General features: G+C 40.9%; 21 protein-coding genes. 3 read left to right on the top strand and 18 right to left on the bottom strand.

What is annotated here, in order from left to right; genetic code table 11:
• Positions 1–261: 261 nt before the first annotated feature.
• On the bottom strand, positions 262–609 hold the full coding sequence (locus D9603_RS03665) for a helix-turn-helix transcriptional regulator (protein ID WP_128730197.1): 348 nt from the start codon (positions 607–609) through the stop codon (positions 262–264).
• A gap of 428 nt (positions 610–1,037) precedes the next feature.
• Between D9603_RS03665 and D9603_RS03660 the strand changes: the two genes are divergently transcribed.
• Complete coding sequence (locus tag D9603_RS03660) at positions 1,038–3,071, top strand: S9 family peptidase (protein WP_128730195.1); 2,034 nt, start codon at positions 1,038–1,040, stop codon at positions 3,069–3,071.
• Between the two features lie 256 nt (positions 3,072–3,327).
• On the opposite strand, the gene D9603_RS03655 is transcribed toward D9603_RS03660, so the two are convergent.
• On the bottom strand, positions 3,328–3,645 hold the full coding sequence (locus D9603_RS03655; protein WP_128730193.1) for a DUF6693 family protein: 318 nt from the start codon (positions 3,643–3,645) through the stop codon (positions 3,328–3,330).
• Positions 3,646–4,099: 454 nt separating this feature from the next.
• On the opposite strand from D9603_RS03655, the gene D9603_RS03650 reads away from it, so the two are divergent.
• Positions 4,100–5,308 carry a porin gene (locus D9603_RS03650; protein ID WP_128730191.1) on the top strand — a complete coding sequence of 403 codons (1,209 nt, stop codon included), beginning with the start codon at positions 4,100–4,102 and terminating at the stop codon, positions 5,306–5,308.
• Between the two features lie 90 nt (positions 5,309–5,398).
• Here D9603_RS03650 and D9603_RS03645 read toward each other — a convergent pair whose 3' ends face one another.
• From D9603_RS03645 to D9603_RS03570, 15 genes are all read right to left on the bottom strand, one after another.
• Positions 5,399–5,878 carry a hypothetical protein gene (locus D9603_RS03645; protein ID WP_128730189.1) on the bottom strand — a complete coding sequence of 160 codons (480 nt, stop codon included), beginning with the start codon at positions 5,876–5,878 and terminating at the stop codon, positions 5,399–5,401.
• Positions 5,879–6,049: 171 nt separating this feature from the next.
• The gene (locus D9603_RS03640; protein WP_128730187.1) at positions 6,050–6,925 is read right to left on the bottom strand and encodes a hypothetical protein; all 876 of its coding nucleotides are present in this window, start codon (positions 6,923–6,925) and stop codon (positions 6,050–6,052) included.
• Positions 6,926–7,666: 741 nt separating this feature from the next.
• The gene (locus D9603_RS03630; protein WP_241651568.1) at positions 7,667–8,278 is read right to left on the bottom strand and encodes a DJ-1/PfpI family protein; all 612 of its coding nucleotides are present in this window, start codon (positions 8,276–8,278) and stop codon (positions 7,667–7,669) included.
• Positions 8,279–8,480: 202 nt separating this feature from the next.
• A complete protein-coding gene (locus tag D9603_RS03625; protein WP_206644484.1) occupies positions 8,481–9,194 on the bottom strand; it encodes an SDR family oxidoreductase in 714 nt (237 codons plus the stop codon).
• A 145-nt stretch (positions 9,195–9,339) separates the two neighbouring features.
• The gene (locus D9603_RS03620) at positions 9,340–11,385 is read right to left on the bottom strand and encodes a serine hydrolase domain-containing protein (protein ID WP_128730184.1); all 2,046 of its coding nucleotides are present in this window, start codon (positions 11,383–11,385) and stop codon (positions 9,340–9,342) included.
• Positions 11,386–11,621: 236 nt separating this feature from the next.
• Positions 11,622–12,545: an aromatic amino acid DMT transporter YddG gene (gene yddG, locus D9603_RS03615; protein ID WP_128730182.1), complete on the bottom strand. Its 924-nt coding sequence runs from the start codon at positions 12,543–12,545 to the stop codon at positions 11,622–11,624.
• 483 nt (positions 12,546–13,028) lie between these two features.
• On the bottom strand, positions 13,029–14,063 hold the full coding sequence (locus D9603_RS03610; RefSeq protein ID WP_128730180.1) for a S41 family peptidase: 1,035 nt from the start codon (positions 14,061–14,063) through the stop codon (positions 13,029–13,031).
• Between the two features lie 387 nt (positions 14,064–14,450).
• Entirely contained in the window at positions 14,451–15,707 is a 1,257-nt protein-coding gene (locus D9603_RS03605) for a HAMP domain-containing sensor histidine kinase (protein WP_128730178.1), read from the bottom strand.
• 12 nt (positions 15,708–15,719) lie between these two features.
• Entirely contained in the window at positions 15,720–17,102 is a 1,383-nt protein-coding gene (locus tag D9603_RS03600; protein WP_128730176.1) for a sigma-54 dependent transcriptional regulator, read from the bottom strand.
• Positions 17,103–17,106: 4 nt separating this feature from the next.
• Entirely contained in the window at positions 17,107–19,503 is a 2,397-nt protein-coding gene (locus tag D9603_RS03595; protein ID WP_128730174.1) for an ABC transporter permease, read from the bottom strand.
• A 1-nt stretch (position 19,504) separates the two neighbouring features.
• Positions 19,505–20,221 (bottom strand): ABC transporter ATP-binding protein, encoded by a 717-nt coding sequence (locus D9603_RS03590; RefSeq protein WP_128730172.1) that lies wholly within the window; start codon positions 20,219–20,221, stop codon positions 19,505–19,507.
• Positions 20,222–20,233: 12 nt separating this feature from the next.
• Positions 20,234–21,484 carry an HlyD family efflux transporter periplasmic adaptor subunit gene (locus D9603_RS03585; RefSeq protein ID WP_128730170.1) on the bottom strand — a complete coding sequence of 417 codons (1,251 nt, stop codon included), beginning with the start codon at positions 21,482–21,484 and terminating at the stop codon, positions 20,234–20,236.
• A gap of 560 nt (positions 21,485–22,044) precedes the next feature.
• Positions 22,045–22,257 carry a DUF1289 domain-containing protein gene (locus D9603_RS03580; RefSeq protein ID WP_125252626.1) on the bottom strand — a complete coding sequence of 71 codons (213 nt, stop codon included), beginning with the start codon at positions 22,255–22,257 and terminating at the stop codon, positions 22,045–22,047.
• Positions 22,258–22,300: 43 nt separating this feature from the next.
• On the bottom strand, positions 22,301–22,747 hold the full coding sequence (locus tag D9603_RS03575) for a GNAT family N-acetyltransferase (protein ID WP_128730168.1): 447 nt from the start codon (positions 22,745–22,747) through the stop codon (positions 22,301–22,303).
• Positions 22,748–22,854: 107 nt separating this feature from the next.
• On the bottom strand, positions 22,855–24,129 hold the full coding sequence (locus tag D9603_RS03570; RefSeq protein ID WP_128730166.1) for a phytanoyl-CoA dioxygenase: 1,275 nt from the start codon (positions 24,127–24,129) through the stop codon (positions 22,855–22,857).
• Between the two features lie 257 nt (positions 24,130–24,386).
• Between D9603_RS03570 and adhP the strand changes: the two genes are divergently transcribed.
• Positions 24,387–25,400, top strand: a complete 1,014-nt coding sequence (adhP, locus tag D9603_RS03565; RefSeq protein ID WP_128730200.1) for an alcohol dehydrogenase AdhP — start codon at positions 24,387–24,389, stop codon at positions 25,398–25,400.
• A 111-nt stretch (positions 25,401–25,511) separates the two neighbouring features.
• Here adhP and D9603_RS03560 read toward each other — a convergent pair whose 3' ends face one another.
• Positions 25,512–26,111: a LysE family translocator gene (locus D9603_RS03560; protein ID WP_241651567.1), complete on the bottom strand. Its 600-nt coding sequence runs from the start codon at positions 26,109–26,111 to the stop codon at positions 25,512–25,514.
• Between the last annotated feature and the right edge of the window lie 136 nt (positions 26,112–26,247).

Below are 26,247 nucleotides of genomic sequence, written 5' to 3'. Positions count from 1 at the left end.
CTGTTAGCGTCAGATTTACGCCTTCAGATTGAGCAAGTATTAAGTCAAATTGGTATAAGACGTAACGTTGATCATCGCGCCAGCGATAAGATAAATTCAAGCTTATGTGCCGCCGTCAAGGAATGATTGTGGCGCAACTTATAATTACAGAACAACTATCTGTGCTCATTCTCCGTGTGAACCAACATACTTACAATAGCGCTACACCACATAAAGCAAAGATTGTTAGCTCACCCTTACCGCCACTTTGGCTGGTAAACGCTAGGCAGTCAGTAGAAACGCGATCGCAAATGCGAGCACACATGAAGCCATCATGGCTTTTTTATTCATCACTTTGGTAGTTACCTTATTAGGTTGCTTCTCATGACCAGCTTTTACATGACAGCTTGGACGCTCAACTTGATGGTTGTCAGCAATGGCTATTTCTTTAATTTGGATACCGAAGGTCGCACATAGAGATTTAACCGACTCAGGAGAAGCACTGCCTGTCTTTTCTATTCGCTGAATTGTTCTTAAGCTAATTCCACTCACGGCAGCTAAATGTGCTTGGCTCCAAGCTTTAGACTCTCTCAGTTGTTTTATTTTTGCATTATCTAATTTCATATCCATAATTACTTTCTCCGGTACAAAGCGATATTAACTATTATCGGGAGAAATCCTTGTGTTAGTGATGTCATTTATGCGACAGCTTTACGTCATCATTATGCCAATAGCAGACTAACACAGAGATCATAGTAAAACGAACGGTTGGACAGTCATGTTTAGAACAATAAATTTGTTTATTTCTTCTTCAGTCTGTTTACCTCGTAAGTTCGTTTTTACAGCAGCTTAATGGTTATACAGAGCCTAGTCTCTCACAGCCACATGAATTGATAGCGCAGCAGCTCGCTTAAATTACTCCTCAAGATTTAGTCACTACCATTGCTATTACCGTTAACACGTCGAGTTTTTATTTCATTCTATCGAGTATTGAGTGACATAAGGTTTTAGCTGCATAACTATATATTCTTTATAAAAATTAAATTATAGGTGGCGATATGCCTTTTGGATTAAAACAGACGCTTATTTGCACTTTACTGGCTAGCGCTGCATTACCAACAGTCGCGCAGACTGAAGTAGGATTACAGGCTAAAGACATTTTTGAACTGGAATATGCCAGCGACCCACAAATATCACCTGACGGAACAAAAGTGGTATACGTGCGTAACAGCAACGACGTGATGAAAGACGCTAAGCGCCAAAACTTATGGCTAGTGGACACCAAATCAGGCGCTCAGTCACCGCTATTTTCCGATGAACATAATTATAGCCAGCCTAGCTGGTCGCCTGACGGTACTAAATTAGCGTTTGTCAGCAACCTATCTGGCAGCACTCAAATCCATGTCCATTACGTTGCACAAAACCGCACAGCACTGCTAACGCAACTGCAATCGGGAATAAGTGGGTTAACTTGGTCACCTGACGGAAAGTGGCTAGCTTTTAGCCAAAAAGTTGCAGAAAAACCTGCTGTCATTGCTAAAATGCCAGAAAAGCCAAAAGGTGCAAAGTGGTCAGATCCAGCTATTGTCATTGATAAAGCTTATTATCAAGCTGACGGTAAAGGTTTAATAAAACCTGGGTATCGCCATATTTTTGTACTTCCAAGCGAAGGCGGTACACCGCGTCAACTAACCTCAGGAAACTATCATCACGGTGGAAAGCTGGCTTGGCGAGCAGACTCTAAAGCAATTGTGTTTTCGGCAAACCGCATCGCAGACTGGGAATATAAGCGTCTAGAAGGTGACCTATTCGAAGTTGATTTTAAGCGAAATATCACGCAGCTTACCTCGGATCCTGGTCGTGAATATGCCCCTAGCTTTTCCAAAAATGGTAAACAGTTGGCTTATCTCAGTACATCAAACGAGTTAAACCCTTACCGTAATAGTAAGCTTAACATCATGAATTGGAAGGATAAAACTTCCAATATGATTGCAAAAGACTTTGACCGCTCAATACAAGCTCCAACATGGATCAGCAGAGACAGGCTTGTTTTTAGTTATGATGACCATGGCAAGCGAAAGCTCGCGAGCACCAACACAAAAGGTAAAATTAGCGACATCACCGATACAGTGTCTGGTACAACGCTGGGTCGCCCGTATTTGAGTGGTGAGTTTAGTGCGAATTTCAATGGTAATATTGCATTTACGCAAGGTTCCAGTGAGCGTCCTGCGGATGTTGCCGTCACCACAAGAAAGGGTAAAGTAACACGGTTAACAAATTTAAATGAGGATCTGCTGGCACACACCACCCTTGGTAAAGTGCATGAAATCACTTATAAATCATCATTCGATGGAGAACAAATTCAAGGCTGGTATATCACGCCTCCCAACTTTGATCCGCAAAAACAATACCCTTTACTGCTAGAGATCCACGGTGGTCCGCATTTAGCTTATGGCCCTCATTTTTCCGCAGAATTACAGCGTTACGCTGCGCAAGGGTATGTCGTATTTTACGACAACCACAGAGGCAGTAGCTCTTACGGCGAGCGTTTTGCTATGCTGCTAAAATACAAATACAGCTCAAAAGAAGATTTTGCCGATCATAACTCTGGCGTTGATGCCATGATTGCAAAAGGATTTATTGACAAAGACAACCTGTTTATTGCTGGTGGCTCTGCTGGCGGTATCGCAACAGCGTACGCGATAGGTCTGACGAATCGCTTTAACGCAGCAGTTGTAGTCAAACCTGTGATCAACTGGCTCAGTAAAGTGCTTAGTGCTGACAGTGGCCTGGGCCAGATCCCCACGCAATTTCCGGGTATGCCGTGGGAACATGTAGACCATTATTGGCAACGCTCACCACTTTCGCTCGTTGGCAATGTAACCACCCCTACTATGCTAATGACTGGTGAAGAAGATTTACGTACACCAATGGCTGAAACTGAGCAATTCTATCAAGCACTTAAGCTACGTAAAGTCGACTCTGTCATGGTGAAAATTCCAGGGGCACCGCATGGAATAGCCGGTCGTCCCTCTCGGATGATCAGTAAGATTGAACACACTTTGGCTTGGTTTGAAAAATACAAAAAGTAAGTACTATTTACTTGTCCAAAAGATGAAACTATAAATCGATTGAGCACGCTCTACTGGTTCACCTTGCAGATCCTAGGGCATCAGCAATATTGATATTGATATTGATCGAGTACAGCTCGATTATAAGTTTCATTTTGAACAAGTATTGAGGTAAACAGGCATTACCACCAATCGCTGGCCAATTCAGCGCTTGGTGGGTGCTTATTAAAAATAGATTTAAGGCGCTGAGCTCATTTCTTATAGCGCTTCAAGTTTATTAGTGCTCAACAGAAGTGTTATTCAACGAATAATTCCAAACCTTGTAAAAATAAAAGACATAGCCAATTCCAAAGGTAATAATTGAGATAATTATCCATAAAATAACGTGGCCTAAATTGCCAAATAAGTCAGTATGGCAAATCATCTTTCTCGACCTTCCCTGCTCATCAATTAACTCTGAGCGGTTGATGATAAATTTGGAAAATGAGTACGGGAAAAAGAATGCTCCGATGCCGAATGTAATCAGGATCAGAACAAACCAGAGTATCAAATGACCCAAAATATCGAGTGTCCCTATATGCGCTTGAATTTTCATTTACTATCCTTTTTAATGTTTAATTAATACTAAAATAAAGCCTTCTTCATTCTGGTAAGACGTTAGAGTAGCAAGAACTTTAACGCCAAAACAAATTTAATACTCAGATATCACACCAGTAACGCTACTCCCCATCAAAGGTCTTCCAATTTCGCAAAACATATCTACTTTTGCTGTTTCAGGTGACAGCAAAAATGTGTGAGTAACAACTTTCTTTCATCATCTAGGATCAAACTTAAAGTAAAAGTATAGAATAACCACATATCCGACCAGCCCAGGCATTTTGCATTAACTAATTGATAATTAGGAACAATAAAGCAAAAAGGAATAATTTTTCCTCAAACCAAATTATTTTAATTATATTTTTCCACTTTTCTCTATATTTTGCCTTTGATAAGCTACGCGTTTTAGCCTATTTGCACCTATCCAGTTACAAAATTTAACAAGGTAATCTATGAAAAGAACACGTGCGGCGATGCTTATCGCGAGCTTGACTACAATTCCAACCGTATCTGCTATCGAGCTATATAAAGATGAGCAAAACAGCGTCACTGTCGGTGGCTTTATCGATGCTAGGATTATTCATACACAAGGCGAAAGTGAACTGGTAAATGGCGCATCACGCATTAACTTTGATTTCAAACGCCAGTTAAAAAATAACTGGCAAGCTTTTGCGCTTCTGGAATGGGGAGTTAATCCTGTAGGAAGTAGTGATATTGTTTATAACAACCGTTTTGAATCCATACAAGACGAGTTCTTATACAATAGATTAGGCTACGTAGGCGTTAAGCATGAAGATTATGGTCAAATCACCTTGGGTAAACAATGGGGTGCTTGGTACGACGTAGTCTATAGCACAAACTATAGCTTAGTGTGGGATGGCAATGCAGCTGGTGTTTATACATACAATAAAGATGATGGTGCTATAAATGGTACTGGCCGTGGTGATAAAGTACTACAATACCGTAACAGCTATGGTAAATTCAGTTTCGCTGTTCAAGCGCAATTAAAGTCTGATGACTTTTATACCTGTGACGTCGTGGATATTTCACTTAACGAATGTGAAGCTTTGTTTAACCAGGGTAATAATGCAGCACAAAAGGTAGAGTTTAACTCGACCTATGGAGCAGCTCTCACTTACTCGGCAACTGAGAATTTAATGCTCACAGCGGGTGTTAACCGAGGCGAATTTGATATTGTCTATGCCGGTGGCAGAAACCAGTCGGTTGAAGATTTAATTTATGGCGTTGGGATCACCTACGGTAACTTTTCTCAACCCGGCTGGTACGGTGCGGCAAATATCAACAAGAATGAAAATCACGATACTGACAATTTAGGACGTTTAATCAAAGATGCGGTTGGAGTGGAGTCGTTAATTAGTTATCGTTTTGACAATGACATCCGTGCTTTTATTGCATACAACGTGTTTGATGCCGGTAATGACTACGTCATTCAACCTAATTTTAATGCTGATCCAAACGACGTGTTTAAGCGTCAATTTGCGGTACTTGGTATGCACTATCTAATGAGTGAGGACACCATTTTATACATAGAAGCACGTAAAGATTTTAGTGACTTCTCAAGTACAAATGCAGCGCAAGAAGCGCAAATGTCGCAAACCGAAGACGATGGTATTGCCATTGGCTTTCATTACAGTTTGTAATTTCACCTGAGATTTTTGTTCATCAAAAAAATGTGGGTAGGGGTTTAATTTAAAGCCTCTACCCACTATCTACCGAATTAGCTCATGCAACTACGGCTCAAAGCCACAACGGAATACGCGAGTTGTGCGCTGCTCAGTACGGCAATTTGTTTCAACCGTACGTGTATGTTCTGTTGTGTATGAACTCTCTGACAATAAGTGCAACCAACCGGTATAATTTGCCTGCCCCATAGACTGACCACCCCATGAATTGTTATACCAATAGGTCACTGACTCAGTCCTATAGTTAGTAGCAGGACAAGTTGATATTGCATGCTGTGTGTCCCAGACAAATTTTGTTGGTGACAAATAGCTATTAGGTTGCTCCCATAAGTGACCAAGATGCAGAACCCCATTATAGTTACATGTTTTATGTGTCACAGTATAGGTTTCTTGCCTTGTGTCACATACACGAACATTTCTTACTACCTCTTCCCAGTATCCACCTGTTGGGCACTCATCGCGGTAAGCTTCAGCAGAACCTGCGATTATAGTCATCGCAGCGGCTGCGATTGTGTATATTGATTTCATATTTTTCCTTAATTGTTTTTATTTTATATAATCAGATATAACTTCTGACTTAATGTTTTAAGTTGATCAAATTTAAAAAGATAAAATCAACCATCCTAAAATAGGGTAGAGAGGTATACATTTAAAATAGTTTTAACCTAATCGAACATATAATTTATCAAGCATATTGCATTACATACCCAGTTTTGCACGTTGCTCTTCGGTAAACAGATCTTTTAATTCGTTTAGTTTTTCATAGTTAATTGAAATGTAGTTCGTACCATATGGACTACCAACGTTACCAACTCCAATTTCACCTAATGAATAAAGCTCTTTTGACAACCTAGTAACCTCTTGTTTCTGAAAGTCATCAAGCTCTACACTGCCCAAAGTTTGCTGGAGCGTACGTTGCCTTTGTTCCATAGCAATCTTTGCTTGTTGGTGCTCAAACTCGATATATTTATTTAGCTGCTCTTCAGAAAGTAGCTCTTGAAGTGCTTCAGTATATTCGTGAGCATTTTCAGTTAACTGCGCATTAACTTGCGCTTTGGGTAGCTGTTCACCCTCGCTTGCTCCTTGCCATGCAAGGTAATCTTTTTGCGCTTTTTCTTGCAACAGTTGCTCAAGCTGAGTGCTTACCGACTCATCAAGCGCTAGTTGATGTGAGAGGTTGCGAGACACTGGTAATACACTATGGTTCGCTATTGCATTAAAAATATCTTTTTGATTTGTTTGATTTTGCTGTTGTGAATTGTCGAATGGATTAGCCGCACTAGCTTCTTCTTTATCATTGATATGTTGCACAGTCGCAGTACTTGAAGAAGTACCAACATCCAGAGCATCACTTTTTAACAAAGTGTGAACCTGACTTTTTAGCGTATTAATTTGGGCTTTTAAATTTGCATTTTCATTTAACAACTGGTCTAACTGACTATTAGTACTGTCGTTATTCATTTCAGAATGAGTAGCGGTTTCAGCGGGGTTATGGCCAAATTGAGTTCCTGATATGGATAGTGCGACATAACCCACCACCAGACCACATATAAAAAATAGCACTTTTTCTTTCATAGCGTCTTATTATTATTGTTTATTATCACATGCGCTACATTTAACACCGCAGCACCTACAAAGAAGCAAATAAATCACTTTCTTAACTTATTATTATCACAAAAGGTACGTATTGCAAACGCTGTTACACATCAAACACAAATTGTGATTTTCAATATAGACATCGTAATTAATCATCAACAAATAAAAAGTTATCTATACTTTTCATAGAGTTGAAAAAGTAAAACAACTAAACCCTAAAATAATTGATTCTATTCAGCCTGTCTGTTACCAAAAAATAAGTAAAGCAACTGTCATAAATAAAATATTATTTATAGCTATATTGCCGTTAAAAATTGTAGAAAAGATCAAAAATACAAAATAAAAACAGCCAAATAACGCTGCTTCATTTTGATAGAGAGGGGAAAAAGTGGGCACACATAACAACGCTTTGCCGAGTCAGATAGGAGCACTAAAATTACAGTGGTTGCGCTAACTAATTTGTTATAACAGTTCTCTTAATTAAGTAGCCTATTTTGAGGCGAGAAAATCTTGTCGATAACCCCGCTACCGCGTCCTGCTATCGCCAAAGTACCTACATTCGTGTGGGCAAGGCAAAAATTTTGCTATTTAGTTGTTCTAAATAATAAATTTTTAACACTGTTAGCGTCAGATTTACTCCTTCAAATTGAGCAAGTGTTAAGTCAAATTGGTATTACTCTCCGTCGCTATTTATTCACTCTTATATTTACCATGTGAGCTTTACAGCTCTGCTTGTTTAATGGTTTTAGAAATGAGCGTTTCAAACAGCTCAGACTGCCCTGCGGGTATTAATTGATTTTGTAGGGCTTTTCGTTTGTTTGAGTCAAATAATCGCTCAGCCAGCCAACCGATTAAATACATCAGTGAAAGACAACCACCAGCAGTTGCTATATTCCCTTGCACTACAAGAGGTTGGTCTTGAACGTCTCCTCCAATGCTTTCAAGCGCAGCTTTTGCATCAGGATTGGTTGTTAATGGCTTACCTTTTAGCAAACCAAGTTCATGAAGAACAAATGAACCTGCACAAATTGAGCCAATTAACTGTGTGTTTGGGTTAAGATCCAACGCTGACATAAACTCTGTATCTTGCAAAACTGCTGGAATACCGCGTTTACCACTAGTGATAAGCACCACATCTTGATTTATCACCTCTGAAATATGTCCATCAGTTTTGACTTCTATGCCAAGGTGAGAATGATGTTCAGACTTAGTTCCCAGTATACTCACCGTCCAGCTATCCACTGTGCGACCAAGTAAGTCGTACATCAGAAAGAAGTCTACATCGGTGAAGTCATCAAACAAAACAATACCAACCTTATACATAATATTCATATCCTTATTGCTGTAAATGTAACCCATATCACACTTTCTAGCCAAAGTTAGCGGCTGAATTCTCGAGTAATTTTGACATAACTATCTCGTGCAATTATGCCAATAAAATGAAAATGTGATTTAAAGGCAACGACGAGCTCGTTCCTACTCCAAACTATAGATTAAGTAATGATTCTAGGCCCAATGTCAGTGTAGTAATATGCTAATGATTGACAGCAGGTGAACGCCCAAACTTTTGTGTCAACACGATATCGCCGATATCTGTATTTCTAGATGATTGCATCACAAAATCTACAGCTCTTATAACATCTTCCATCGGTATCGGAATTAGACCTATAGATTCTCCTGACTCAATATCATTTAACACTTCATCTGTCCCTACATAGCCAGGGTTCACAGTCGTAAAACCGATACCTTCATTTTTATACCCCACTCGAAGGGAATGAACTGCGCCACGCAACCCAAATTTAGAGGCAGAGTATGCAACTTCAGAGGTCGTCGACAGCTCAAGGCCAGAAGTTGCTCCCATAAAAATTGCTCGCGGATTTTTGGCTCTACGGAGGTTTGCTAGTAACCCTTTTACCAGCTCGATCGGAGCAAGCTGATTTACATTTATTATACTTTGAGTTTCAGTAAATGAGGTTTTCTCAAAATCATACTCTTCTGTAAATGCAGAAGATTCCCAGATCCCTCCCATATATAAAAGCGCATCAATTGCCTTATCTGATATCTCATCTATTACTTTTCTAATACCCTCAAGTGTTGAGATATCTGCCTCAATCCAATGGCCTACACTTGAACGTGTCCGTGATACCGAGATTATACACTCTCCTTTTGCTGCGTAAAATTCGGCAACGGCTAATCCAATCCCTCGGCTTGCACCAACGATCACTATATTCCGTTTTTTCTCTATCAAGTCCAATTCCTTGTTATATTTAACCTGAGATTTTTCTCAGTAATGCAATAACTCACTATCTTTTAAGAACAGGTCATTCATAAGTAATGATTACAGCTTCCTTAGGGTAGTACTAACCCAGAGTGGCAAAACACGACGCAAAAATTTAGCCAAAGTAATTAAACCCTACCGCGTTCCAAACCCAAAACGCGTGAATAACGCTTAGATAACTGAGTGCACACATCACATAATGTATTTTAAAAAGCCAGTGTAACTCATTCATACTTATCATCAATGGAAGCTTTATTACTTTCATAAAGGTCGTTAAAACAATTGCTAACACTAAAGACAGCAGAATTTTTACCTCAATTGTCGGAAAATTTATGTTAAATTTGTATTCATCATAGACAATGCCTACATTCATTAATGTAAAGCCCACCGTAGCCACAATTATCATTGTTGAGCTACAGCATGCCAACTTTTCGAATGTCACTAGCCTTTTGCCTTGACGAACTCGAACAATACACAGTAACAAGGTCAATAACGATAGCAAAGAAGCAATTGCCAACACTAAATTGAAGTAAAATGGACTTTGCAAAAAGCCCACCCGCTCATAATCGCCAGACCACATACTCGCTGAAAAACGCGCTATATTTCCTGTATCATCGCGATAAAAGTAAAAAGTAGGTGTATTTTGAGATTCAGCTTGGAAGGTGTCTCCTTCAAGATGTTTTAGTTTTATTTTACCTCCAGCCACTATCATGACTAACCTTTGTTGCCCTTCAATAGCAACGCTTACCGACGCATGCAACGCAGCTAGCTTCTCTAGCTGGGTATATGAACGACGAGTACTCAAAAATGTTCCCGTATAATCTTCAAGGTTAGGTTGGCTAACTTGCTGTTTTAAAACTTGTGCATATATATTTGTTTGCAGAGGGGGACTTGATCGCGACACTTTAGTCTGGCTTATCGGCTTATTTCGATAGTATTTGTTAAGTATTGCGGTAGGTAAGGTCTCAACAACGTGTCCCCCTCTTCCCGATACATTAGTTGAAATGAAAATGCCTAACTGAATTTCAGGGAACATTACCATATTGGCAGCAAACGTATGGGTCGCCCCCGAATGATAGCGCACCTTGTAACCTCTAAGCTTGCCATCAAACATACCATGGGCAATCCCTGTTGCCAGTGGTCTATCATCGTATAATCGATGTGACATTGCTTTTTGGGTAACTGGCTGAACTAAAAGGTTGTTATCATTCATTAGCACTGACATATAACGTGCCATATCATTGGCGGTTGTAGAAACAGCCCCTGCACCGCCTGCATGCCCAATAAACTCAAAAGATTTGGCAGTATTATTCCCTTTTCTATCTTTAAAATACCCTGCTGCAAGCTGCTGCTGTAGGTCGGACTTCATTGCTGTAAAGGCAGCTCTTGCGTTTACAGGTTCTCGTAATGTTGTATTTTCCATACCCAACTTAGAAAAAATATGTTGCTCCATGTAAGTCGCCAAATCCATACCCGACTGCAACTCGACCAGATAGCCTAGTAAAGCAAAGCCATAATTAGAATAGGATACATTGACACCCGGCGGCCAAACTCTTTTGGGCATATATGTTGCGAGGTACTGCTCTATACTAATAATTTGTGACGGGTCTTCCACGAATAAGTGACCAGCATCCGCTTCTTCAAAACCCGCCCGATGACTTAATAAGGCACGTATTGTAATAGGCGCAAAAGTATCTGGTATTTTAAATTCGCTTAGGTATTCATTGATATCAGTATCTAGAGATAGCTTTCCCTGTTCCACCAGCTGCATTACCGCAAGAGCCGTCATTGTTTTGGTAATAGAGCCAATGCGAAACAAAGTTGCATTGGGATCAACCTTGGTTTGGCTTGCTACATTGGCAAACCCGTAACCCTTGAGCAAGATAATTTCCCCATCTTTGACAATCGAAACCGCAACTCCTGGCAGGTTGTGTTGCACCATGGCTTTATCAACCCAGTCATCAACATAGGTTCTCAGGCCTTCGAAGTCTTCCTTTGTTCTCCTCCCCTTCACCTCTGAGATTTCATTACCATCAACTACTGAATGCGACTTGCTAGCCTGTGCTTGTGCTTGTGCTTGTACACTAAAGAATATGCTAATAGCTAAAGTGAATACAAAAACCTTTAGGACAAATAAACCATCAACAATCTTTGCTTCCATACTTATACTCATTTCCTTATTGTTTGCGGTAAAAAATTAGTGTCCAAAGAAGCACAAAGATTATTACAGTAAAAGCGTTAAACTTTTCCATTAGGGCTTTCGATAAGTGTAGGGTTAACTGCGTGCTAACCCTATATAGGAGCCATAGTATCAAATGTTTTTCCGTAATGGGTAAGAACTTGAAGTGAACAGACGCAATGGTTGTTTTGTCAACGAGTTCATAAAAAGGCTTCTGCTCAAGCATCGCTCACTGCTACATTGTTATTGTTTACGCTTGCACGTGTTGACTGCCAACAGAGTAATGAACCGAGTGTAACTGCGATAACCCCAACCCAAAACCCTGTTGTTAGCGAAATGCCTAATATCCACGAGGCGAATATACCGGAAAATACTGGAGTAAAATAAGAAATGACAGCAAGTAAGATCATATTGCCACCAATTATAGCCTTGTTCCACAGTGCGTAGCCTAAAGCCATGCCACCACCAGCCACGACTAACAAGCATACTTTGTAAAACGAAAAGTTAGATTGCAAGCCTTGTTCAATTAAACACCATTTAACCCACAGCGTTATCGCTGTAAAGATGAAGAACAAAGTAATTGCATTCTGACCATTTGACAACATTTTGGTGAGATTACAATAGACAGCCCAAATAATTGCGCCCCCAAAAGCAAGGCCAAAAGCCATGGGATTGCTTACAATACTGCTTACTAAACTCTCGATAGATAAACTAGTATCGCCCGAAACCACCATATAAACACCTGTAAAAGCAAGTATGCTACCGCAAAACAGAAGCACAGTGTTCGCACTGTTACTTCGGCTAATTATCGCGCCTAGGATGGTAAATAGTGGCCATAAATAGTTTACAATGAGGACTTGGGCAGACTGTGTTCTAGAGTTTGCAAAGCCCAGAGATAAAGACAAACAAAGTTCATATGCAACAAACAATACCCCACCAAAAATCACATAAGATTTTGGGTAACTTTTCATCTTTGGAAAGCCTAAAAACAGCACGAGAAATATCGCTGCCACTGAATAGATTAAGGTAGCCCCCCCAATTGCACCAAAATCTTCACTAACGATACGCATAACATGCAGTACTGCACTCCATACCAATACCGCTAATATACCAAATACTGTAAACTTATATTGCGTTTGCAAGGATTGACTCCATATTTATCTGGGAATAAAAGTTCTCTCTCCCAGCGTGCTGAATAAAGGCGAACATGTCGGAAAATATAACATTCACAAAGGGTTTTATAGAAAAAAACTATCAAGTGCTATTCGCTATAAAGGTTATAATTAAGCTCCGTTTGATTTCTGTTTGTAGATATTATTTCTAACATTAACGCTTCAAGCGCTTGTAACTTCGCGTGAGCTGCTCTTCGGTTAGTGTACCTCCAGCCCCAAAGCTCAAGTGTTTGCTCTAAAACGTTAAGATATCATAATGGGTTACTGATAATTGATAATAGCTGATGATAGCTGACACCCACTCTAAATCGATACACACCAATGGTTGTACCTTTGGCCTAAACACGAGTTTTTTAGGCTATTAAAACACCAAAATAAATACGATTTCATTGAGTGTAATAAAATCCTATTCGTAATGGGTATAACTTGGCGTTATTATTAAAAGGTGCTTTTTCACTTTTCTTTGAGTGGTAAGCTATTTGATAACTCCTCAAGCTTGTCGTTAATATCTTTGATTTGGTGCTCATCACTTACTGACTTTTTAACTTCATTAAGCGCCATTTTATACGCCACATCTAGGGCGTTAGTCTGTGGTATTTCAATATGAGGTTTAACGCCAATCGCTTCCCAGTTTGTTTTCGTTTTTGGATTAATGGCCTTTGCTATAGGAATACCAGCTCTAAAGCCACTTCCTAGTTCATAAAACTGCCAAGGATTTGCGCCACCTTTCGTTCTTTCCCCAACCAATGTAGCCCGCTCTAGGTGTTTTAAGTTATAAGCAAACTCCTCTGCTGCGGAAAACGTGTCATTACTCGTGAGTATGTAAATGGGAGTGTCCAGATGAATTGAACCGTTAACATTAGCAAAAGTACGGTATTCACGGGTAGAGTCAGTCACGCGCGAATAAATGCTATTGAAGTGGGTGTTTGGCTTTAAAAAATAACTACTAATAAACTGCACCATTTCAGCGCTGCCGCCCCCGTTATTACGAAGGTCAAATATAAGGGCATCTGCATTTGATACAAACCCCATAACACTTTCTACTACACTTTTTGAATTTTTCGATAACTCAGCAAATCCCCAAAAGTCAACATAACCTATATTGCCATCGAGTACTTCAACTCGATTAAAGCCTGAATTCTTCCGACTTAATTTGGTAAACCAGGGTTCACGCTTTGTTTTATTATTCTGGCTTTTATTAGGGTTTTGCCATTGTACAGTAAAGTGCTTGTCAAACTTTTGCAATTCTGCGGTTAGTAACGAGGCAAATTGTTCTTGTGACTGACTGCTAGTAAATTCAGAACTTGTTTTCAGCACGGTAAGAGCATCTGAAATTTTATCTATCTTTTTTACTTCAACATATTGTTGCTCAATGTTATCTGTAAGCGTATTCAATATATGATTTTTATCAATATAACTGATATCAGCATGTGCCAGTGGGGAAAAAACAATAAAACCCCATATTATAATGCCACTCTTAAATTCCATCTCTTTCCTTTATTAGCATAATCATATAGCCTATATTCTCGGGCTAAAGCTAGTACTAAGCAGCAAAACCCTGTTTTGGTTACACTCTTTCTAAAGAGCTTTTTAGTTTTCATCACTTTAAAAAAGGTTACTAATAGTTTTAACTTCCTCTTTTATTAAAGTTATTTAATTTAATAAAAGCTATTGTTATTACCCCCTTGAGCACAACTATATCAATAGTTCTAAACTGATTTATATATTTTAGGTCATACTAAATTTAGCTAATCAATATACCTGCTGAGAACACCAAGCACACATAGTAAATACCTTCCCCTAAGCACTATCAAACATATTGAAATAACGTTGCGCATGCTCCTGTTTTTGAATTTCGGGGGTTCGACTTATCACTCAATCTCCACCCCGCTCTACACAAAAACTGACTTTTGCGCCACCGCTTGGGTTATTGCCCAGTTTAAGCTGTCCACTGTGGTTTTCAATAATAATGCGAGAGAGCATCAAGCCTATGCCATTGCCATCGGCTTTGGTGGTATAAAATGCTTCAGCAGCTTCATTTAGGTTGGAAAAACCAGGACCTGTGTCTGTCACCGTAAACACCAATTTGTCTGAGTCAGGAATAATACTGAGAGCGACTTCGGGTGGCGGCGTACAAGCTTCTAAAGCGTTATTTATAAGGTGGCAAAGCACTTGTTTAATTTGGCTAGGGTCAAAAAAACCAAATTGCTCAGTTGTATTTTTTACTTGTAGCTGAGGATATGCGCTTTGCAGTTGCGCGCAAAACTCACTTACGTTGATGATTTGTGTATGTGCAGGAGGAAGCTTAGCAAGAGCAGCATAATTTCCCATAAAAGCCTTTAAGTAACTGGCACGCTCGTTAATAAGTGCAAGTCCACTGCTAAATCTATCAATATCAATATCTCCATTTAAGCGTTTGGTGAGGCTACGTGCTACCGTACCAATTGGCGCCAAGGTATTATTGATTTCATGGCTTAAAATACGAACAAAGCGCTGTAAGGCATCCTTTTCTTGTTGATATAAAATACTATCGAGTTGCTTTAGCACCAGTAAGGTATGGGGCTTATTCGCGATGTAGCAGCTATCATGTTCGAGTAAAAAAGCATGTTCTACACCACTTAGCATGACAGAGACTTTTCCTTGTTTTCGCTCTGCTTGTAATGATTGAAACCAACCAGATACGTCGTCTTTATAGCAATCTAGAAACGTTCGCTCTGCGTAGCTGTTAGCGAATGCCACTTTTTGACTGTCAAATACAATGAGCGCACAGTCAATCTTTTCAATAATTTGCTTTAGCAGGTCGCTGTGCTCTGCAAGCGCCCGCTGATCAGCTTGCATAGTTTGTGCTAGTGCATTTACATGCTCAACAGTTGAATGCAATTGTCTATCTTTTGCGTGTACAGCCCTTAGGGCATAATCACCTTGGCGGAGCGATATCAGCAACGTGTCTATCAAATTTATGGTATGCTGTCTCGTTGAACCAAAGTGATAAGCCAATAAAACACCGCACGCTATAAATATCAAATCAACAAGTACAATCAATGTTATTGGGTAATGATGGATCATGAGCAGCACATTTACGATAACAAGTAGTAACGCATTGAGTAGCCAATGTCCAAATCGATAAAACACTTAAGTCGGCTCCTATTCGTATTTATCCATTTTGCGATACCAAGCACTACGAGACAAACCAAGACTTTTGGCTGCTTTTGAAACATTACCACCATGAAACGCTAAGCGGCTAAACAGTGCCTGCTCTACAATTTCATCCAGCGTTAAATCGTGATTCTCGGGTATAACTGACGTACTTTTTGTTGTTGAGTGAAGCGACTGGTCTGAGGCGTTATTGAGTGCCAAGTCACTGGCAAAAACTTTAGCGTTTGCACACGTGAACACAACCCGTTCCATCATGTGTTTTAATTCTCTTACATTACCCAAAAACTCATATTGATTAAGCGCTTTGACTGCACAAGGCATTAAGCTTGCGAGTGGTTTTTTATAATTATGACTAAACTGGGATAAAAAGCGTTCTGCTAGTGGCAAAATATCTTCAGGACATGATCTTAACGGCGGTATTTCTACTTCAACCGTATTGAGTCGGTAGTAGAGGTCTTGGCGAAACGCTTGATTGGCGATAGCATCATGAAGTTTGCTATTAGTCGCCGATATGATTCTGGCCGTATTTTCCAAAACTTTGTGGCTACCAACAGCAGTGTATTTTCTCTCCTCTAAAACCTGTAACAGCTTTGCTTGCGAGCGTAGTGACAAGTTAGCAATTTCATCTAAAAATAATGAGCCGTTACTCGCGAGCGTAAATGCCCCAACCCTATCTTCTTTGGCATCTGTGAACGCGCCTTTTTTGTGCCCGAATAATTCAGAATTAAACAGCTCATCGCTCACTGCCCCCATATTAATTGAGATAAAACTGCCATCTGCGCGTCGAGAATGCTCATGTATATACTGCGCGTAATAGCTCTTTCCCGTGCCATTTTCACCAGTGAGCAAAATATTCATCTCACTTTGCGCTAACTGCGTCAGTTGCGCGAGCACTCGCTGTTTGTGTTCGCTTTGTGTAACAAAGTTAATTGACCGCTGAGTCTTTTTAAGGCGTTCATTTTCAGCGGAAAGGCGTACTAAGTCTTGTCTGTCAGCACGCTTCTCAATGTGTACTTTTATGCTGTGAGCAAGGCGCTCATCGTCCCAAGGTTTTTCGATGAAATCCGCTGCACCTTGCTTGAGGGCATTCACAGCGAGATCTAACGTCGCCCAGCCAGTCATCACTACTATCGGTAAAAGTGGGTCGATTTGCATCAATTGGGAGATTGCCGCAAGGCCTTCTTTACCACTGGTCGTATCTTGGGTAAAGTTCATATCCAATAACACCAAGTCTACTTCTTGCGTACTCACATAATCAAACGCTGCATCTGGTGTTACGACGCCATGGCAAGTATAGCCTTCATCTTCAAGTAAAAACTTCAGACTCGCTTGAATATCAAGCGAATCATCTACTATGAGCACCTTTTTCACATTATTATTCCATTCTTAAGCTAACCGCAGGTTGGACTTTTATGCAGCGCTTCACCGGTACGTATAACGCAAAGCACACCGCCGCAAATACCAGCAACAAAGTCACTGTACCTGCGCCAAACATTACGCTGAATGGCACAACACCACGGAAAAAGTCTACCGCAAGATAACACAAGATATAGAAAATTGATGCAGAAATCATCAACCCAGTTAAGGTATGGGCAAGGTTTTTCTTGATAAATAACAACATGATCTGACCATCTTTTGCCCCTAAAGTACGGCGAATACCTATTTCATGCCCAGACTTATTTATCGTACTTAACCCCATGGCGTAAATACCAATTAAAGAAAGCGTCAATGCAAACCCACCGACAATCAAAAACACATAAATGATACTAGTGAAAGCCCCCATCATAGAGCGGTGGTTGTCGTAGTGATCAAAGATATAGCTGGTTTCGAGCTTGCTTGAGAGCCTACCTAACACGCGATAGAAGGCTTCGTAACTTTGGCTTGGCGGCAACTCAGTAATGAACTTAACCGCCATTGCATTTTCCTTTGGCGCATATTGATGAAAACTAAAGTAGACTTCATGACGACGATCGCTGGCAACAACGTTCATTTCATCCACAGCAATACCAACTATTTTAGCGCTTGGCCATTTTGCATCACGTAACATCAGTGAGCGACCCAATACTTCCCCACTGCCGAACAGAGCCTCTGCGAGAGACTGGCTAATGATCACGACGGGCGCAGCTTCTGTGTTGTCTTGTGCTGTGAAGTTCCTACCGCTTTGCAACTCGCGCTTAAACAGATGAGATACCGCTTCAATATTTATGATTTTATCGGTATACACTTCGCCCTCACTTGTTAGCACATCAAGCTCCATCTCACGTTGATACACGCGCCCTTCTTTGAATGCAGGATCCAATGTCATTCCCACGACTAATGCGCTTGCCATTTCGACCGCTTTATCACTCGAAAACTCGCTTTCTGTTTGAAATTGCAACTCAGTTGAGTACACCCCTTTGAGGGCTTCGCCGTCAATATTCCCCGCCATAGAATACATCACATAGCCTATGGTGCTCGATGCCATCAGCATAAAGCTCACTAAGATCACCTGCAAAGACAGTAGGCGTTTTGACATCAATCCCGCTTGTTTTCCGGTTGCACCTCGTGTGCCGTCTCGCAGTACATCATTGATGTTAAAATTAGCGGTTTTCACCGCAGGTAACAGCACTGCAATAGCAAATACCAAGCTTATCAGCAGTAGTGACACCAAGATGGTGACTGCATTTAGCTGCCAATACCACCAGTACGGCATTTTGCCACCAAACATCATATTCATAAAAAAGTTCAGCGCTCGCAAACCGAGGTCTGTTAATAATAGCGCCACAACCCAACTGCTAACGCAGTAGACCAAGCCCTCGCAAGCATGCTGCTGAACCACCCTTAATTTTTTCGCGCCAATCGCGGCCCGAATAGCCGACTCTTTTTGTCTCTCAATGATTTTGGCAAAAAGTAAGTTACCAATGTTAATTGAGGAAATAAGCAAAATAAGTACGATACCAGCCATAAACAAGGTAAATATAAATACCGCTTCACCATCGGTGTTGTATTCCACCAAGGTCATAGATTCAACACGAACAGCTTTATCTACCTCAAGCGCTGACTGACTAACGCGCTGCTTTGCATAATCAGTGAAGAATAAACTTAAACGCTGCTCAAGCTTTGTCTCTACCGTCTTATTTGGCATCTTATAAATAATATCGATGACATCAGCAGGTGCTGTGTTATTGCCCTTAAGAGGCAGCCAAAGTTTAGAAAATATCGGGAAGTTATTGTGTTTGGGCATCACACCGATAATCTCGTAAGGCTTTTGGTCAACGACCATCGTGCGCCCTATAACATCTTTGCTACCTTGAAATAGATGCAACCAGAGATAGTCTGAAATCACGACCACATTTTGGGCAGCTCCCACAAAGTCATCAGCAGTATAAAATCGCCCAAGTGCTGGTTTAATATCCAGAAACTGAAAAAAGCGTTCATCAACATAGGAGCCTCGATAATGATTGCCTCGCTCAGCGTCACTTACCCAAACACTCGCTGGCGCAATATAAAGCCACTCCTCAAGTTGTTTAACTTCATCAAGTTCTTGAAGTTGTGGCAGCATGCTGTATTCAAAGCGATTTTGCATGCTGATAGGGTTACGAACCTTAAAGATCCTGATTTCTGGGCTGCCACTACCCACTTGGCTATGTGAAAAGGCCACCGTATAAATATAGTTAAAACCAATCAAAGATATGGTCAAACTACCAACCATGATAAACATCATCAATAACGTGAAGCGCATTGATTTGGCGATATTTCTCAGTGCATAACGAAAGTCTAGAAGTAATCCCATACTAAGCTCCAACGACTTTGCTTGCGCGCTCAAGCTGCTTTTTGTCTCTTAAAATTGTGCCATCTAGCATAGAGATAACACGGCTAGCGTAAGTCGTAGATTCGATATCATGCGTTACCATACAAATCGTTTTGCCAGCAGCATGAAGCTCGCTTAATAACCCTAACACTTGCTGTGCATTGTGTGAGTCCAAATTACCGGTCGGCTCGTCTGCAAGGATCAAATCAGGTGAATTAATCAAGGCTCTTGCAACCGCAACACGCTGTTGCTGTCCGCCTGACAGCTGAGAAGGAAAATGATTGATGCGGTTTTCTAATCCCACCATCGACAGAGCATCTTTGGCTTTTTGCTCCATTTCTTTTTGGCTAATGCCGCCGATATAAGTCAACGGTAACATGACATTTTCGAGCACGTTTAAATCACTGATAAGATTAAAGGCCTGAAAAATAAAACCGATATGATTGGCACGAATATGAGCACGCTCGTCCGAGCTTAAATTAAACGCTTGGTTACCACTGATAAAGTACTCGCCGTTACTTGGCTCATCAATCAAGCCCAAAATTGACAGTAACGTTGACTTGCCGCACCCTGACGGTCCCGTGATAGCCACAAACTCGCCGGGCTCTACTACGAGATTAATACCATCTAGCGCTTGCGTTGCAATTTCGTCTGTTTGAAATCGCTTTTCGATGTTGTTGAGTTGAATAACTGAGTTCATAATGATGTCCTGTTAACGCACTAGCACTTGGCTATCTTGAGTGTATTTTTCCATATCGGAAATGATGATAGTCTGATTTTTATTAAGGCCTTCAAGCACTTCTATATAGTTTACCGAACGCTGACCAAATTTAACTGTTTTTTTCGTCGCCAAATGTTTATCAACAACAAAGACACTGGCTTGATTATTTGCCACGGCATTGGCAGGCATGGCAACAAAAGTAGCGTTTGATTGATGACTGGTCACAATTACGCCTTCAATATTGAGCTTGTCTCTGGCTTCTCTTGGCAATGTATTTGTGACGCTTAGCTCCACCTCCACTTGGCCATTTACCACCTTTGGAGAAACACGATTAACAACAGCACCAAAACGAGAGGTGTAGGTGTCTATCGTCGCTTGTTGCCCAACTTGTACCTGTGGTGCATCTAATTCAGCGACATTAATTTTAGCGACTAGTAAGCGGGGATCAGCGACCTCAGCTACTGAGCTGGTGCTAGCTAGCTGCATGCCTAATTCAATAAATACATCTTGAATTTGACCTGTGATGGGCGCACGCACTTTAAGCGCAGTAATGTTCTCTTTAAGCAGCTTAATTTCAGAATATAAACTGGCTTGCTCGGCCTGCTGCGCGGTCATTTTCGCTTGCAACACAGCTTGCTGAGTAGCGACGCTGGTTTGTTGTAATTCAACTTGTTTTTGACTGCGCTGCATTGCAAATTCGCTGCGCTGATGGTCAAGCATGGAAATGGTACTGTTACCTTTGTCTATCAAGGTTTTTTGTGCTTGCCACTGGGCTTTTTCAGCTTTATAGGCCAACAAAGCGTCGTAGTGAGCCGTTTTTGCTTGCTGTACTTTCGCTTGCAATTCAGCCAGTTCAGCTTCGTGTTGTGCTACCGTTTTGCTCAGCAAGCTTTGTTTTTGAGTCAATGTTTGATGTAAAGCAGGGTTTTCTAGTCGCGCAATTATCATCCCTTGTGTGACCATTTCTCCAGGCTTTACCAAGACCTCAACCACTTTCCCTCCGCTGATACTAGTTACCAAGTGGCGTTTCTCTAGTACTAAACTACCAAGCCCCTTCACACTCAGCTCAAACTCTCCTTGCTGCACTTTGGCGACGATTAATTCATCTTGAAAAACCACATTCGACGCGCTTTGCGTATATGCTTTGGTGAAAACGACCAAGCCTCCGACAAGTAGCGCAATAACCAGCAACACCAGTTTAGTCATTGGTAAGCGCTGAGTTTTTGCTAGTTTTATATCCATACTCTGTACTCCTCTTTAAGAATACAGGATATAAATCAAGTTTCAGGCCATTATTTTTTTCATTAATAATCAATACGATAAACTATTTCAGTAGAAAATAAGATAGCAGGTGTGTCGAAAGTGAGACACAGTAATTAAACAACCTGTCTCGAAACTGGAACAGTTCAAAAAGCGGGAAGCAAAAATCCGGAGCATCAGTGCTGTAATTCAAAAATGATTGGTGGTGTAACTGACGAGCAATGCTTGCAATGACTTGGAAAGCTTGAGCATTAACCTAAACTAGGGATAATAATACCAATTTGACTTAATATTTGCTCAATTTGAAGGAGTAAATCTAACGCTAACTGCGTTAAAAATTTCTTATTTAGAACAACTAAATAGCAAAATTTTGCCTTGCCTACAGGACGTAGGTACCTTGGCGATAGCAGGACGCGGTAGCGGGGTTATCGACAAGATTTTCTCGCCTCAAAATAGACCACTTAATTAAGAAAATTGGTATAACTTGTTCTTTAGCAGCTGTTATCACTTACTACTGCGTTCACTTTTTTGCAATAGGATGGTTAGCGCTTAGATGGGTGGTGTGTTTTAGTTTCTGATGTGTGCATTCGCTTTGTGCAGTTAACAATGACTTCTCGCTTTTCGTCTTCGCTAAAGCGACTCCAGCTGGTGATTTCTTGCAGTGTCCTAAAACAGCCAACACACACATCGTTATCGTCCAAACAGCACTGCCTTACGCAAGGGGAGTGGACAAAGTAATCATTTAAATTTGCCATCAAAGGTTCCTAAAACATCCCTAAAATCGATACCTCGAGTGTACTATTTGACAAGATCCTTTTCTAATAATAGTAAAGTTTTATTATTGTGTTGTAGTGAATCAAATTGACTGTACCCTTGTTTTTGATAAATGTGTAATGCTCGCTTATTTTTGGCAAACACATCCAACCAAATACGTACCATCTGTAATTCAACTAATACATACGCTTCCATCAGCTGCAGCGCTTTTTGCCCAATACCCATTCCTTTTTTGCTAACAACAATACGGCGAAATTCGACGCTATTTTTATCTGGTTCAGCAGCCAAAAGTATAAAACCAACTATCTCATCTCCGTCCTGTATATTCAAATAATAGACATTAGGCTCAATAAACAATTGTTGATGAGCCGTCAGTGTACTACTCAAAATAAACTCTGTATTTTCCTGCGCGCTTTCCATTTCACATAAAATTGCCAATTCTACAAACTCACTTGGTACTAGCTTTATCATCTTCTTTAACCTGAATTTAGGATAGTTAGTTAACTTCTCTTATTTCCCCTTGATACGACGAGGCACATCAAACCTGTGCCACCGTCATTGAGCCGTGCATATAACCATTACTTAAGCAATTTCGCATTCAGATCATTGATAAAATCCGCATTGTTCAATCTCGTATCTTGCGTCACCAACCAAGCTTCAAGTGTATCAATGCTCGCTGATTGATAAAGCGTTGCTAGGTAATTTTGAAGCGATATATTAAGCTCATCACACAGCGTTTGCAGACACACCCAAACTGCTTCAGGCATTTCTATGGATTTCCTATGTTTTTTTAGTTGCGAGTGTTGAAACATGCTTAAGAGCCCAACCAATCCCAGCGCACTCTTTTCGTCTAAAGGAGCTATTTGTTGAGTTTGTATAAACTTGGGAGGTTTGGGGAAATCAAATATGAACTCAGGTGAGCTGTTATTACAGTACTGGTACTTCACTTCTGCACCAACTGATAAATTCGTAGCTTCACATGGAATAGTAAAAGGAACGTTAAGACTACTCTCATGCTCACCGAGCATGTGCTCTTTATACACAGTAATATGCGTATTCAACTTAAAGCCGTCGCCTGGCTCATACTCCTCAGGGATCGTTAACGTTCCAGTCAATACCGAGCTATCTCCTTCACTTAATTTTTTAACGGTTGCGCGCTGCAAATTAAAAAACTCACCGACTTGAACCTCAGCATCGCTTCTTTTTAATGTGGCAAAAAGCGCTATCGACTCGGGGATCAACACGCCATCTTCTTGCAAATATGGGAATAAATGCTTAAAGATCCATACTTGTGGCTCCCTTTTTAGGAGGGCCGTCATCGTTTCCGAAATAATAATATCGAATTTATCTGCATCTCTTGGCTGCCATTTTAGTGCATCGGTGCACACCACTTCATCAATGCAATGTACAACATCCAGCTTATCAATAAGTTGCTGTACTGCTGAAACATTCTCTTTATGTATGTCGAGTAATGTTGCTCGAACTGGTAAGTCGGGGAGCATAGCGAGTAAAGGAACAAGCAAGGTTGCATAGGGGCCTGTACCTGCGTATAAAATACGTACTTCAGGTAAGCCTTGGTTTAGCTTGTCTTCTATCGCAGCTTTTACCCCCTGCATAAAGACAAGGCTTCGCAATTGTTCTTGAGTGCATTTAGCTGCTTGCACAGGGGAAATCGCAACGCCAAACTCGGTGTTTACATTACTCCAATCATTCATATCAAACTCAGTTTCAATGCCTGTCAGTTCACCTAGAACTTGAGTGAATGCTTGAAATAACACACTTAAATTTGCAGTATGTTTGTTCGCGGCAAAAATGCTATTCAGCAAATCCCGCTTAAATTCTTGAAGTTCCATTGTTTTCCTTGAAGTACGCTCAGATACATTATTAAAGCACTAAAACACTACTTTACAGTATCTTTGACCCTTTTCTTATATTGTTTTTTAGATCAACTCTGTTTTTGTTTCTGATCAATGATGGCGCTGCAACTGCTGTTAAACTGAGTACTCTGAGGCTTGCAGAAAGTTACACAACATACTGTTTTGGGATTTAACTTGGTATTGTCAGCAACTCAGATTAACTATATTTAGCCACCCAATCAAGGAGCAACATGATGAAAGCTGCGTTAGTGCATCAATTTAAACAGCCACTAGAAATTCAAGAAGTTGAAAAGCCTGAGCTCACCCAAGGGTCGGTCATTGTAGAAATTGCCGCCTGCGGTGTCTGCCATACAGACTTACATGCGTGTCACGGTGATTGGCCGGTAAAACCAAAATTACCACTAGTACCCGGTCATGAGGGGGTTGGTACGATTATCGCAAAAGCTGACGATGTCAAACATCTGGCCATTGGAGATAGAGTCGGCATACCTTGGCTGCATAGTGCCTGTGGTCACTGCGAGCACTGCCTCAAAGGCGATGAAAACTTATGTCCAGATCAACTAAATAGTGGTTACTCTGTGGATGGCGGATATGCTCAATTTTGCAAAGCTGACGCAAACTACGTCATAAAAATTCCAGCAGGCCTATCGTTTGTTGATGCTGCGCCATTGTTTTGTGCGGGTGTCACTACCTATAAAGCGTTAAAAGTATCACAAGCCAAACCGGGAGAGTGGGTGGCTATTATTGGTGTTGGTGGCCTCGGTCACTTAGCTGTGCAATATGCCAAAGCCATGGGGCTAAATGTAGTTGCAGTGGACACCGGTGAATCAAAGTTAGCGCTTGCAAAGGAGCTTGGCGCTGATTTATGTATCGACTTTCAACACCATGACCCCGCACAAAAGATGCAAAAGCAACTTGGCGGCGTCCAAGCCGTAATTTGTACCGCGGTCTCAAAGCCAGCCTTTACGACATCATTTAACAGCGTAAAGCGTGGAGGTACATGCGTTTTAGTTGGCTTACCACCTGAAGAAATGCCAATCCCGATTTTTGATACTGTACTTAAAGGTATCAGTGTAGTTGGTAGTATCGTTGGTACCCGTCAAGATCTCACTGAATGCTTACAGTTTGCCGCTGAGGGCAAAGTAAAGGCCATTATTGAAACCAAACCACTTGAGCAAATCAATGATATATTCGATGATATGCTTAACAGCGAGATTAACGGAAGAGTTGTGCTTACCTTTGACTAACCTGTGCAGGCGTGCTGAACACGATTCCATTTAGCACAATAAGGAATAACAGCTTGGGCGCGCCAGTTGTTATTCCATGTTTGAATCATGTCATATGAGTATTAATACTTTCTACGCAAAAAATAACCCATACAGTACCAGCAGTACTAACGTTAATGAAAAACCATATCGAACACGCTTTAGCACGGTCTCATCTTTCAATGTTTTAAAAATCACACCACCTAATGCCAGCCACATTGTGTCGACCACTATCGCCACCACATAGCAAATACTGGCAGCAAGCAAAGTAGCAACTAGATTTGAACTTGCAGGCACTGAAGCAGTTGCAAAAATAGCGATACAAGCCGCGTAAGCTTTGGGGTTAAGGAGGTTAAGAATAAACCCATCTTTAAAGCTAGGTAGCTGTGCGCCAGTTTTACCAAGCGCCGAGTTGTTTGCTGCAATTTTATAGGCGACGTAAATTAAGTAGGCCGCTGCAAGCCACTTTAGCACGAGCGTCACCTGAGGCTGACTTACCAGCAATCCAGCCACTCCCGTAGCCGCACAAATCACTGCTACTAACAATCCCGCCAAAATACCAGCTAAGAACGGGAAACCTTTTTTCACACCTTGGCTGGCGCCAGCTGCCGCAAGTGCTAGCGGCGCAGGCCCTGGTGAGCCAAGCAACACCGCAGTTGTAATTGCCACAGAAAGTAGAGCTTCGAACATCATCTTATCCTTATGATTTTTTATATTACGAGTTTGCTTGTTATATCAATTCGCTTAATTAAGTGATCTATTTTGAGGCGAGAGAATCTTGTCGATAACCCCGCTTCCGCGTCCTGCTCACGCCGAGGTACCTACGTCC

This window comes from Pseudoalteromonas sp. PS5 (assembly GCF_004103255.1).
Taxonomy (GTDB): Bacteria; Pseudomonadota; Gammaproteobacteria; order Enterobacterales; family Alteromonadaceae; genus Pseudoalteromonas; species Pseudoalteromonas peptidolytica.
This window is presented reverse-complemented; position numbering and strand designations above follow the sequence as displayed.

What these genes read in the sequence shown, in the direction of transcription:
- D9603_RS03665 (WP_128730197.1), bottom strand. Translation starts at nt 609, where the DNA reads ATGGATATGAAATTAGATAATGCAAAAATAAAACAACTGAGAGAGTCT.
- D9603_RS03660 (WP_128730195.1), top strand. Translation starts at nt 1,038, where the DNA reads ATGCCTTTTGGATTAAAACAGACGCTTATTTGCACTTTACTGGCTAGC.
- D9603_RS03655 (WP_128730193.1), bottom strand. Translation starts at nt 3,645, where the DNA reads ATGAAAATTCAAGCGCATATAGGGACACTCGATATTTTGGGTCATTTG.
- D9603_RS03650 (WP_128730191.1), top strand. Translation starts at nt 4,100, where the DNA reads ATGAAAAGAACACGTGCGGCGATGCTTATCGCGAGCTTGACTACAATT.
- D9603_RS03645 (WP_128730189.1), bottom strand. Translation starts at nt 5,878, where the DNA reads ATGAAATCAATATACACAATCGCAGCCGCTGCGATGACTATAATCGCA.
- D9603_RS03640 (WP_128730187.1), bottom strand. Translation starts at nt 6,925, where the DNA reads ATGAAAGAAAAAGTGCTATTTTTTATATGTGGTCTGGTGGTGGGTTAT.
- D9603_RS03630 (WP_241651568.1), bottom strand. Translation starts at nt 8,278, where the DNA reads ATGAATATTATGTATAAGGTTGGTATTGTTTTGTTTGATGACTTCACC.
- D9603_RS03620 (WP_128730184.1), bottom strand. Translation starts at nt 11,385, where the DNA reads ATGGAAGCAAAGATTGTTGATGGTTTATTTGTCCTAAAGGTTTTTGTA.
- D9603_RS03610 (WP_128730180.1), bottom strand. Translation starts at nt 14,063, where the DNA reads ATGGAATTTAAGAGTGGCATTATAATATGGGGTTTTATTGTTTTTTCC.
- D9603_RS03595 (WP_128730174.1), bottom strand. Translation starts at nt 19,503, where the DNA reads ATGGGATTACTTCTAGACTTTCGTTATGCACTGAGAAATATCGCCAAA.
- D9603_RS03590 (WP_128730172.1), bottom strand. Translation starts at nt 20,221, where the DNA reads ATGAACTCAGTTATTCAACTCAACAACATCGAAAAGCGATTTCAAACA.
- D9603_RS03585 (WP_128730170.1), bottom strand. Translation starts at nt 21,484, where the DNA reads ATGGATATAAAACTAGCAAAAACTCAGCGCTTACCAATGACTAAACTG.
- D9603_RS03580 (WP_125252626.1), bottom strand. Translation starts at nt 22,257, where the DNA reads ATGGCAAATTTAAATGATTACTTTGTCCACTCCCCTTGCGTAAGGCAG.
- D9603_RS03575 (WP_128730168.1), bottom strand. Translation starts at nt 22,747, where the DNA reads ATGATAAAGCTAGTACCAAGTGAGTTTGTAGAATTGGCAATTTTATGT.
- D9603_RS03570 (WP_128730166.1), bottom strand. Translation starts at nt 24,129, where the DNA reads ATGGAACTTCAAGAATTTAAGCGGGATTTGCTGAATAGCATTTTTGCC.
- adhP (WP_128730200.1), top strand. Translation starts at nt 24,387, where the DNA reads ATGAAAGCTGCGTTAGTGCATCAATTTAAACAGCCACTAGAAATTCAA.
- D9603_RS03560 (WP_241651567.1), bottom strand. Translation starts at nt 26,111, where the DNA reads ATGATGTTCGAAGCTCTACTTTCTGTGGCAATTACAACTGCGGTGTTG.